Source organism: Photobacterium sanguinicancri (assembly GCF_002265265.1).
Taxonomy (GTDB): Bacteria; Pseudomonadota; Gammaproteobacteria; order Enterobacterales; family Vibrionaceae; genus Photobacterium; species Photobacterium sanguinicancri.
In genome coordinates this window covers 1-12,067 of record NZ_NOIF01000157.1, presented here as the reverse complement: position 1 = coordinate 12,067, position 12,067 = coordinate 1, and the positions used below count along the sequence as shown (strand labels likewise).

At 42.3% G+C, this 12,067-nt stretch carries 10 protein-coding genes; all 10 read right to left on the bottom strand.

Going from position 1 to position 12,067, the window contains the following annotated elements; all coding sequences use genetic code 11:
* A partial coding sequence (locus tag ASV53_RS18680; RefSeq protein ID WP_141226274.1) for a type VI secretion system contractile sheath domain-containing protein occupies positions 1–451 on the bottom strand: 451 nt, incomplete at its 3' end.
* 123 nt (positions 452–574) lie between these two features.
* Entirely contained in the window at positions 575–2,065 is a 1,491-nt protein-coding gene (gene tssC / locus ASV53_RS18675; protein ID WP_094958204.1) for a type VI secretion system contractile sheath large subunit, read from the bottom strand.
* Positions 2,065–2,604: a type VI secretion system contractile sheath small subunit gene (gene tssB, locus ASV53_RS18670; protein WP_062692251.1), complete on the bottom strand. Its 540-nt coding sequence runs from the start codon at positions 2,602–2,604 to the stop codon at positions 2,065–2,067. The genes tssC and tssB overlap by 1 nt, the downstream gene beginning before the upstream one ends.
* 35 nt (positions 2,605–2,639) lie before the next feature.
* Complete coding sequence (tssA, locus tag ASV53_RS18665) at positions 2,640–3,776, bottom strand: type VI secretion system protein TssA (RefSeq protein ID WP_094958203.1); 1,137 nt, start codon at positions 3,774–3,776, stop codon at positions 2,640–2,642.
* Positions 3,776–4,600 carry a PP2C family protein-serine/threonine phosphatase gene (locus tag ASV53_RS18660; RefSeq protein WP_094958205.1) on the bottom strand — a complete coding sequence of 275 codons (825 nt, stop codon included), beginning with the start codon at positions 4,598–4,600 and terminating at the stop codon, positions 3,776–3,778. The genes tssA and ASV53_RS18660 overlap by 1 nt, the downstream gene beginning before the upstream one ends.
* Positions 4,600–5,286: a type VI secretion system-associated protein TagF gene (gene tagF / locus ASV53_RS18655; protein WP_094958202.1), complete on the bottom strand. Its 687-nt coding sequence runs from the start codon at positions 5,284–5,286 to the stop codon at positions 4,600–4,602. Before tagF ends, ASV53_RS18660 begins: the two co-directional genes overlap by 1 nt.
* On the bottom strand, positions 5,268–8,813 hold the full coding sequence (gene tssM / locus ASV53_RS18650) for a type VI secretion system membrane subunit TssM (protein ID WP_094958201.1): 3,546 nt from the start codon (positions 8,811–8,813) through the stop codon (positions 5,268–5,270). Before tssM ends, tagF begins: the two co-directional genes overlap by 19 nt.
* Positions 8,813–10,132, bottom strand: coding sequence for a type VI secretion system protein TssL, long form (gene tssL, locus ASV53_RS18645; protein WP_094958200.1), 1,320 nt, complete (start codon positions 10,130–10,132; stop codon positions 8,813–8,815). Before tssL ends, tssM begins: the two co-directional genes overlap by 1 nt.
* A 22-nt stretch (positions 10,133–10,154) precedes the next feature.
* Complete coding sequence (gene tssK, locus ASV53_RS18640) at positions 10,155–11,480, bottom strand: type VI secretion system baseplate subunit TssK (RefSeq protein WP_094958199.1); 1,326 nt, start codon at positions 11,478–11,480, stop codon at positions 10,155–10,157.
* A 129-nt stretch (positions 11,481–11,609) separates the two neighbouring features.
* Positions 11,610–12,065, bottom strand: coding sequence for a type VI secretion system lipoprotein TssJ (tssJ, locus tag ASV53_RS18635; RefSeq protein WP_094958198.1), 456 nt, complete (start codon positions 12,063–12,065; stop codon positions 11,610–11,612).
* Positions 12,066–12,067: the final 2 nt, after the last annotated feature.

Below are 12,067 nucleotides of genomic sequence, written 5' to 3'. Positions count from 1 at the left end.
CTCTAAAAAAATCGCTCTGGTCAAAATCAATCGCCTTCGAACAATCTCGTGTTAATTCACGCCATGTCAAATGAAGTAGCTTAACTTTACATTTTAGCTCTGTATCATATTCATTCTCTTCTTCAATTAAATATTCTAATCCTCGCCAACTTGCTTCAAGTTGTTTAAACCCCTTGTTATGTAGTATCTCATCCAACTGTTTAGATACTTTTTTATCAATAGCGACAATGGCTGACAATAGCAACGCCATTAATGATTGTTTGTTACTTTCTCCATCACTAAAGCAACTATCTATATCAAGCCACATCCTTAATGATAACGCATCATCATTAGTCTCTAAGAAAGCATCAACAAGCTGACTTTTAGCGTATAAATCATGTATTTTATTATTCCTATTGTTATTTGAAGGCAGTGACTTTTCAGATATAAACGAAAGCTTTGGATTAACCAACGATGATCACCCTTTAAAGTATTAGAGCTGGCTACTTGACCAGCTCTAAATTTATCAACCGTTATCGGAACTTATTTATTTAAAAATAAAAGCATTCACCAATTCAAGTTGATTTGAATAATATCAACCAACTTCAGGGATCTTCGCGACCAACCGCAAAGATGTTGTCAGCTCTTCCATTTGCAGCCAAGGGCGAAGCCATGCCACCGCATGATAAGCACCAGGTTGACCAGGGATTTCTTGCACTTTGACTCTAGCTTCTGCTAATGGATACTTAGCTCTACTTTCTTGCCCAGCCCCTTCTGATGCATTAACGTACGATAAAATCCAACGATTCAGCCAACGTTCGACATCTTCAGTTTCCATAAAACTACCAATCTTATCGCGCGCCATCACTTTCAAATAATGCGCAAAGCGAGAAGTGGCCATGATATACGGTAAACGAGCCGAAATATCAGCATTTGCACAAGCATCTGGGCTATCATATTTAATCGACTTTTGACATGTTTGCCCGCCAAAAAAAACAGCATAGTTTGTATTTTTATAGTGGCATAATGGAAGAAGACCTTGCTTACCTAATTCAGCTTCACGACGGTCTGTGATGCCTACTTCGGTCGGACACTTTAAAGTTGGGTCTCCCTCTTCACTTAAATATGTATGAGCAGGAAGGTTATCTACTTTACCTCCACCTTCTACACCGCGAATAGCGGTACAGAAGCCAGAATCAGCAAAAGCGTGCGTCATTTTAGTCGCAAGAGAATAAGCGGCATTCATCCAACAATATTCTTCATGCTTAACATCGACTGCTAAACCGCTATCTTCATCTATCGAGAATTCTTCATAGCCAAATTCTTCTGTTGGCAAAGTTGCTTCACCATAAGGTAAACGCGAAAGCACACGAGGCATTGTTAAAGTGACAAAACGTGAATCAGGGCTTTCACGGAACGAACGCCACTGTGCATATTCCAATGATTCAAAGACTTTATCTAAATCACGAGGCTTACTTAACTCTTGCCACTCATTAAAGCCAAATAATCCAGGCGATGCTGCCGATAAAAATGGGGAGAAACCCGCGGCCGCAACATTAGACATCAACCCCAGCGCTTCAATATCCTCTGGGTGGTTGGTAAATTCATAATCACCAACTAAGGCACCATAAGGTTCACCACCTGCAATACCAAATTCCGCTTCATAAACTTTCTTAAAGATCTGGCTTTGATCGAACTCCACCGCCTTACTAAGATCTTTATGCAGTTCCTTCTTGCTCAAATTAAACATACGAATTTTAAGCGTTTGACCAGTATCAGAGTTCATCGTTAAATAATTTAGTCCACGCCAACTCCCTTCTAATTTTTGAAATTCAGCTCGGTGCATGATGACAGCTAATTGCTTTGAAATTGTTTCATCAATAAACTGAATCGCATCATTGAACGTAACCGTTAAGTTTTTATTCCACGTCAATGTTCCCTTCAATGCTTCTTCTGTCAGCGTGCGCAATAACTCTTCGGCACGTGAAGCTTCTGTTTGTTTTGTCGCAACGAGAGCCTGATCTAAAAACGATTGACTAGTTTCTTCTACTGTAGGATCAAGTAGCTCCTGAGTTTGCATGTTCATTACACCCCTTCTCCTTCTGGTTGTTTCGGCGATGTCTCCGTACCATCATTAAGGTTTAGTTCACCCGCTAATTTATTGAGATTCTCAGTGTTGTTTAATACCGCTTCCAACACATTTTCTAAATCTTCAGAGCGGTCAATTTTGGTCATTAAGTCACGTAATTTATTGCGCGTTTCAAGCAGCTTTTTCAACGGCTCAATCTGATTAACAACGGCGGCAGGCTCAAAATCTTTCATTGACGAAAATGTCAGGTTGACGGCCAACTCTGTGCCATCATTTGCCAACGTATTATCCACTTTAAAGTTCAAGGCGGGGCTCATACGTTTCATGACATCATCAAAATTATCACGATCAATTTGTATGAATCGACGATCTTTTAGCGGTTTCACGTCATCGGTGTTATGACCGGCAAAATCCCCCATAACACCAACAACAAACGCCAATTCTTTTTTGACCGTTAATCCTTCTGTTTCAACATCATAAGTAATGTGAACACGTGGTTTTCGTACCCGAGACAGCTTCCCGTGGATACTTCCCATATTTATCTCCCTTCTCTCTAGCTGGTGTCATAATGTTAAGATGAGGTGTCATTTTCAGAAGAAATGCCAACTAACCTGAAATAACCTTGTCGTGCAGAGCCATCATCGATCAACTCAGCAAGCAAATCGGGTAAAGCGAGATCACTCCACCTCACAACCTGATCGATGGCATACGACATCGGTGAATGTGGTTCTGTTTTCCTAAAAAAGTCTGAAATGGTTTTCAGTTGTAAGATGGCGTCTTGTCGAGTACGTAATTGTTGCTCAGCGAGGTTTTCATGCTTTTCCGCTTGCTCATCGATCTCGGATATAGGTTCTTCCTCTGATTTTTCTGATGGCATAGCTTCATTCATTTGTCGCAGCTTATCTGCGGCAATATGGTTAACAGCATCTAAAGCTGCTTGTAGTCGCTTTGAAATATGTGAAGTTGGTAATGAGAGACCTGATGCTTGATCCATCACAGTCACAAGTTGCTGATAAGATGAAATACAATTTTCAATATCACGCACTAAATCTACATAAAAGCTTCCACTAGACTGATTCACCGCTGATTCAAAGCGACTCAGTTCAATTGCCCCTTGATCGATACGATGACGCTTTTTCTCCGTCTCCAGACGATCAACTTCACATGCTTGTTCATACTCCCAAAGCACATAAGCTTGATCACCGTCGAACTCGGTAATTGGAATGCAAGAAATAGGCATAATTAAGGTGCCTTCTCCTTCTACCCCGTTTAATCCAATCAAAGGTGCAACCCGTGTTTCTAAACCATCTTCATCAGGCCATGGATACAAACCATCCCAAAACTGCTCAATAAGCTGAGTGGCAACAATAAATCCGTGGTTTAACCCTGCATAACCGTAGGTACGGATCAGCGCTTCGATGTACCATGCTGTAAATTCTAGATCTTTGGTTTCATTCAATAAAAGATCTGGGACTTGATCAATCAGCGGCTGCCATTGGTTTGCAAAACTCAGCAACGGATCCCCATCAATCAGCGCATTACGCTCCAATGTACGAGCATTATTTCGAATATTCTTTAGCTGGTAATAGACTGATAATGGTGAAGTGTCATGTCTTGGATCCTCACCGCAAGGCTGCTCTGGTGTGATGGCCGTTGTGAGTGCAGCTATATCTATTTGTGCAGATTCTTCAAAAGGAAATATCGACATCATTCACCTTGTAAAGTCATGCGTTGATGATTGAAAAGAGGCACGGTGGCATCACTATAATTTGAGTCAGGGGTAGGTTCCGCCATCGCATGTTCGGCCGCTTTCACTACCGCACAAGTGACATTATCCGAAGCCCCTCGAACTAACGCAGAATGAATCAAAGCCAGACCAACTTCGTTTACATTAGTGGCTTTAAAGCATGTCGCCATTTCATAATCAGCAAGTTCTTTAGTTAGCCCATCGGAACACAACAGAAACTGATCGCCATTTTGTAGCGGGCCAGATAAATGATCGATATTGATATTTTCGTCAACACCAACTGCTCGAGTGATCACATTCGCCATTGGATGTTGTTCCGCCTCACGTTCATTCAATAGACCTTTCTCTACCATTTCCATCACTTGGCTATGATCCCGAGATTGTTGCCGCAATTGTCCTTCTCGATACAAATACAGCCGACTATCACCGACCCACAAGCAGTGAAATTGCTGTTCTTTAATAAACAATACAACAGCCGTTGTACCCATAATGGATTTTGCTAGATCGTGATAACCAAATTGATAAATACGTGTATTGGCATCGATTAATGCTTCATGTAAATGCTCTACGGTTAAAAATGGCAGTCCAATGCTTGATACTTTTTGCTCTATAATATCCACCAACATACGGCTCGCAATGTCACCCGCTGAGTGCCCTCCCATGCCATCTGCAACCACCCACACACCTTCATTCAGCATGGCTAAGCAAGCATCTTCGTTATAGGCACGTACTTTCCCTGGATGTGATTGTGTGAATGAAAAGTAATTCCATTTTGCTTCCTGCATTACCATCCCCACTCTTCCCATCGCCCATCTAATAAAGCTGAAAACTGACTAACTAAAGGCAACCCATTTGAAATAACACTGCATTCAGGAACATGTTCAGAACCATTCGTCCACCATACGCAATAACGGCCAAATCGCTGTTGATAGCTATGATGGAGTAACTGGCTTGCACTCATGGGCTCTGCCGCAATGGTATGGCGATTACTCTCAACTAGAATGCGTAATGGCTCTGCAGATGGAGTCACATCGTGATGCCAACAAGCTTGTTGAGTCGCTTCCACCCATGCGGCCAAATCCACTTCATCGTTAAGGACTTGTAGGATGTGTTCTTCGGCCTTGATGCTCCATTTTCGATTTAGCATAAAATCGATTGGCGCTTGCTCTATGGGTGCCGCTAATGAGAAATAAAATTGTCGGCCAACGTTATCAACACTGGGCATCAGGCTCCCTATCATGGCTTGTTCGCCGCAGACATTGGCAGAAAAAGCAAAGTGCCAAATCGGCCCAGTCATATAATAATCAAGCCATGATTCTTCTAATTGCTCTCGGCTAACCGCCATTACAGCTTGTAACCATTCACTCCAACCATTAGAGAAACCCGTTGAGAGCTGAGATTGAATAAAATCACCACGCTGAGGTACTTTCCCAAAATACCCAAAACCTGGTTTTAAAGTGTGGCTGGACATGCAAAACGCTCCATATCACGAGACCAAAATGGGTTAATCGCACTATTTGGAATAAGCTCTAGCTGTGCTTTATTCCCTTTTAGATCCACCATCAAAATATTGTCTTTACGGGATTTTGGTCGCGCTTTTAGTGACTTATCCAATAAACGGAATAGACCCCAACTTCCTCCATAAGACTCAGTCACAACATGCCCTGTTTGTGGTGGCGTAAAGACAACACGAGTCTGACCAACACCCGGCCAGTACAAAGTTTTAGCGCGAGTAGGTCCATGTTGATACGTTACTGCTTGTCTACCCACTTCAAGTTTAAAATGACTGATATGCTGATCTAAATAGATAGGCTTGATACCAAAACTGACTTTGGTTTTTTGGCTTCCTACATCAAAAAAGGCTTTACGAATTATCTCTGCTTGCGCGAAAACCTGTAGGCTTTCTTCATTTAACCCAATCGATTTATCAAACCGCCATTGATGCTTAGATTTATCAACAAATGGCGCTAAATACTGATTAAAGAAGCTATCTAATGTGCCGTTATAGCCAAAGAAACGCTCAAAATCTTTAAGAGGTAAATCTTGTGATGACTTAGGATTAAACGGATACTTCCCCTCTATCAGAGTTTGATACTCTTTGAATACCGTTGACTGCCAAATATCGTTCACGTGCAGTTGAGATCCCTTTTTCGCGAGCTTGGACGTTTGTGAAGAAATATTGCCTAACCAACTAGAAAAAGGATAAGGCAGGTTCGCTTTGACGGTTTTCATCGCAGCGCCAACCGTTTTGTTATTACTCTCACCTAATAGGCTCTTATAGGCGATGCGCTCGTTATTGCCAGAGCTGGTTAGCTCTGCAAGGTAGTTATTTAAGTGCACAAAAGACTCATGAACTGCCTCTAGCTGAGTTTCTGATACACTGAGTAGCTCCCCAAACGCATCTTCCACTTCTTTACCTGGCAACGAAATTTCAGTCTTTCCAAGATCTGAGGGTAAATAACGTTTAAGCCGTTGCTTCTGATTATGTAATGCGGCATTGGCAACACTGGAGGCTATTTTCCCTGCGGCCTCAGCTTCTTCACTTACCTGAATTTTTGTAAGGCGTAACTGTTTTTGCGCTGCAAGGATCAAGGCCTCAACGGGCCTTTCAGGACCAGCTAGAATTTTAGCTTGAGACAAACCGCGTTCTGCGGATTGATATGATTTCAACTGGAGATCATTCAGCAATTGCGTCCATTCATAAATGTAATCACGGTAGTACTTAAACCTAACGTCTTTAACAACATGATCTATATTGCCTTCCTGAAGGACTAGTTCATCACCATAAACCCAACTGTCCTCCATTAAACGTTTCACCATTCGGTTACTTTCAAGCTGGAAAACGCCATGGAATCCGTTGTACGTATAAAGCCCTGGCACTCCCATGCTTAACGGCTTACCACTTTTACGTTCAAAGATGGTGAGGCTTTGGGACCCAAAGACATCCGTCAAACGAAATGAAGGCACATGACTATCGATATATTCCAGTTTTAAACGCTGATATGCACGCTCAGACAAAGGCATCGCAGTCAGTACGTTACGTGCACTGCTAACCGCATCATCATTTATAGCAATACTTAATACACCGGCCTGCTGGAGGTTATTACTATGAACCAATAACGCAGCACGTAACGACTCGTTAATTTCACCGGGATAAGCACGATCAAAGTACGCTTCAAGCCAGCTTGTGACTTGCGTTACATCATAATGCTGAGGTTGAAACAGCATCAGATAAGTCTTCAATGTCTCGTACAAGTATTCGCGATACTGCACGTTGTCACGCATTTCTTTTTCAATCCCTGCAGTCAGGAATTGAGCAAAAACACCTTGTAACGCTTGGTGATACGCAGTAAGGGCAGGCTGACCTAACTTTTCACCTTGATAGAGACCAAAATGCTTAACGCTTTCGTCATCAAGCATGTACTGCTCGAAACCTGCGGGTAGGTGCTTTAGCTCATTAAGTGCATCAATCAAACTCACCACATCTAAATCAGCGTTTAGTCCATCGCCAACAATAGCCTGATAGCGCTCTATCGCAGTCAGTGAGTTATCCACCAGTGATTTATTCCATTGATAACTTTGAGTCCAAATACCGCCCATAACAGCAACGGCGGTACAGCTAACACCAACGACAGCGCGATGTAGCCACCGGTTTTGCTTTTGATGGACACGATTGACCGTACCCAAGAACTGCTCTTTGATGATGACATCTTCAAACAAGCGTTTAATAAAGAAGCCTTTCGCCTCTCCTCCAGCTTGGCGCAGAGGTACTTGGCTCAGGCCAAGTCCACCTGATGTTTCTTTCATTACCCGATCAATCGGTACACCTTCTTGCGTTGCACTTGCGATAAATACACCACGCAGTAAAGGAGGCTCTTCAAAAGCATTAGCTGCAAAAATTTCTTTTAAAAAGTCATCCGCGGCGGCTTGCAGTAGTCGCAGTTGCTTAGGAAATTCATAAATAAGAGTTCGTTTATCTATGTCACGCTCAGCCGCAAGACGTGAGTTCATCTTCTCAAGTAAGTGCGTCAATAAATGGTGAAATTCTTTATTAAACAGCCCCACAACACCTTTTTCAGAATTAGGGGCAGACTCAGGAAAGGTGACGCCCCAAATTTGCTCTCTTTCTTCAGCCGTAAGGTCGGCAAAGAACTCATTAAACCCAGCAATCAAGTCAGCCTTGGTTAAAATCACGTAGACAGGAAATTGCATTCCTAACTGATTTTTTAGCTCAAGAATGCGTTGCTTGATTGCACGTGCATGCAAATTGCGTTCAGTTCGCGTTTGGGTGAGTAAATTCGCAAGGCTCACCGTGATAATCGCTCCATTAATAGGGCGACGAGTACGGTGCTTTTTCAGTAAGCCTAAAAAACCGAACCAAGCACGAGAATCTTGATCTGTATTGCTATCTTGCGTGGTGTATCGACCTGCGGTATCAATCAACACGGCTTTATTCGTAAACCACCAATCACAGTAACGTGTCCCTCCAATGCCAGCTAGCGGATCATTACCAAGGCTTTCTTGAAGCGGGAATTCCAATCCTGAATTTTGTAATGCCGTCGTTTTACCCGTGCCTGGAGGACCAATTAAGATGTACCACGGCAGTTGATAAGCACCACGGCCTCGTTTACCTGAGGTTTTACTCATGACATCGAGTGCCTGAACGATACGTGAGCGCAGCGTTTCTATCTCTTGTTGCGACGCTTCGTCAGCAGGATTTGTGTCATCGCCATCCAACAGCGTTTTTACTGTCTGCTCATTTTGTTTTTTACTTTTGGCTTGATGAACAATATTGTAAAAACCCCACAACATCGCAAATACAAGCAGCACAACTAAACGAGAAACGGGACTTGTTAACGGCTCCGATCCCGCAATAGCAACCAGCGGGCCTCCAAACCAAATTAACAAAGATAACGCCACGAGTCCGAGTAAAGTAATGACCCACTTTTTACGGAAAATATCAATCAATGCACTAAACATCCGCTTAATAAACATCATTATTTTTCAGCCCTGCGTTGTTGATATAAGAGGTCGATTTCGACTCGGCGGTTACTCGCTCGATTTTTGTCGCTAGTATTAGGCTGGCGTGGATTTGCATCACCTTGACCTTCAGGCCACAAGCGCCCACGAAGTTCAGTGCCCATTGCTAGCACATTGGCAACAGACGTTGCACGCGCGAGCGATAGATGCCAATTAGAGGGGTATTTACTGGTAAAGATCGGGCGGTCATCAGTATGACCAACAATCATAATTCGACCTGTTGTAGATTCGAGTGCATGGGCAACTTTAGATAGCACTGGCATAACAGATGCTTGGATCTCATTGCTTCCAGAGGCAAACAATTCACTGGATTTAATAATAAGGCGAATACGATCGGGGTGTTTTTCAAACTCGAGTAGCGCTCGTTCAACTTCCGATTGCAACAGCTGTTGTAACTTCAGCGCGGCTGGATCTTGATAGTATTGCACCTCAGATTCATCAATATGTGTGGGAACTAAGCTACTCAATGACTGAAATGCGGGGTTAGAATAAGCATTTATATGGTAGTTAAACCCCATATACATAGAGAGCATCAACAATCCAAAAAAAGACCCAGTCACCCATAATGGGATCCCACTATGCGTTTCGCTTCCACCCAGTACATTCGCTTGCCATTCTGGCGATAGTAATTGTTGTTGTTTGCCTTTTACTTGGGTCAAAGCTTCTGACACCTGCGAGCGATATACTTGCAGTTTTTCTTCACCACGTTCAGCAATTCGTAGCTTTCCTGTAAACCCTAATGCTAAACAAAGGTGTTGTAGCTCGAGTCTTTGATAAAACTGATGGGGTTGCAATAACGCCTTGTCGAGTAAAGAGTAAAAGTAATCTCCACCCCATGTTTCAGCATGAAATACCGACAGTAAACTTTCTGAACGCCATACCGACTGCTCCCCCCAAGGAGTATTCAATACGGTTTCATCTAAAAAAGAGCACAAGCAATAACGGGCTGCTTCAATATCGTCACTCGCGACGGCTAACCCTCGTAATTGATTTTCATATTCACGCACCTTTTCGATACATGTTTGACGCAGAAAAGTCACATCACTGTGATCATGTGTTGATCGAATTTGGCCAATCAATGACAAAATACCGCTCGCTTGATCAACCAATGGATTTTCCCCCAAAGAAGGCAAGCGACGCGTATTCGCGCTTTTATTTGCTTGCATCACAAGTACCGTTTGATTTAAATCGGCCTCATTAACCATTTCAGGCTTACTCTGCGGCGCATGACTCTTACGCTTGCCAGGCTGAGGTTTCAAAACGGTTTGATCGGACATATTCCATTACCTACTCAATGATTTATTGACTAACTGACCAGCACTGCAAACTTAACGATGGGTAATTACCTGACAAGTGGATTGCGATACCACCACTGGCATCCAAACGCGCCCAGTAGTCATTACTTTTATCTAATTGAAAATAATGGAAACCTGAATGGTATGGAATTTGTCGTGGTGCCACAGGTAGCGCATCAACAGAAATCCCTTGCAGTTGGTTATTAACCAAATCACGGATATGTTCAACAGGGCCAATTTTCACCTGTGCAGGGAAGCGTTTACGCAACTCTTCAGGCTCAATATCCGCTTTAACAGCCAAAACAAATTGGCTTTTCGCCAACAGCTTCTTATCCGCTACGGAAGCGATATGAATGCCAAATTTTGTCGTTTCAATCGGGATCTGAATCGCTGTTTGTTCAAGAACAGTACTTAAGCATTGATTAAGTACATCTGCGAGTTTGCTAAAAACTTCGGTTAACCCGTTATGCGTATACATAGGCAGTTCAGAAGGGCGCTTCCGGCTACTAGCATAAGTTGCTAGCTCCCCTGCCATACCATAAAGTAACTGACAGATTGTCTCTGGGTGCGTACCTTCGATTGTTGAATAATGCTTTAATACCGGTTCGTAACGGTTTAGTGTCTGCAACATCAAAAAGTCTGCAATCGAGGTTGCATTACCTTGTGAGTGATTTAAACGCCCAGCTAACGTATCAGCCCGTAATTTTATTTTGCCAACGAGGCTAGAAAGTAAGCCATGAATATTTGGGTTTAGCTGCGCATTTAGCGTCGGTGGAATGAAGTGCTGATCTAAAATGATATTGCCTTCATCCGTCACTTCAACAATACGGGCTATCGGTAATGTGTAATAGCCTGTTAAGCGCTCGCTATCGAGTTTTAATTCGATAGCCAATGACGCTAATTGAAGGACCTCTTCCCCTAAATTTCCGCTTGTATCAACAATTGTTTGATCTTTAAAATGATAGCGAGTGACTTGGTTATCACCCATGCTTGAAATAGTGGTGCTGTTTGCTTGCTCCATAGGTACGGCAATAACAACAGTACGATCTTTTGTGTTTTTATCGATGGTGAGCGACTCAGGTAACTGATCGCGCAGAGGTGATAATAAAACACGACTATCAGGCATAACGACATTCGCTTTTTTTAAAGCGAACGTACTCTGCTTTAATAAAGCTTCATCAAGCAATAGCTCAATAACTCCCCAAGGGTAAGTTGCTAAGTGACTCGCAAATGTTGAACTTTCATTTAATATATAGCGCTCTTGTTGTTGAAAGTGCTGCGGCCTTAAAAACATCCCTTCACACCAAGCAACACGTTCCCAGTTACTCATAAATAACCTTATTCAATAAAAACAATTACGCAAAAGATTAAAACAATCAATACAGTGTAATAATATACAAGTCAGCAAGTTAACGACAAACCCAACATAAATTACCTGGGTTCAGTTCTCATAAATTAATTAAGGCTTCTCTACATGTATTGATAACTTATCTATAATAAGCTTGTAGGTATTATAGCCTTTATGATCGATTTCAATTATTTCACGCCATTTGGCATTTTCTAAATCTCGATAGGCAACAACCACACCAACATATTTGCTACCTGGTGCCATTTTTATATCGTAAGAAATCTCTTCGCCTGGCGATAAAGATAGTGTATCTTTCGAGACTAAATCAGGACCGAAAATTTTATCGGCTTCATCATATATCATGAAAAAATCTTGGCTTTCAAAAATTGTTTTTGACTGTAACTCATAAATTTTCACAACAACGGGTGATGCTCGTCCATTTAAATCAGGATTAACTTTATTACTAACATCAAACTTTAGGGTTGCATAAGGGTCAACAACAAGATTTGCTACCGTACATCCATTCAGAACAATCGCCGTCAATATAGCAATTGAAAATAATTTAATTA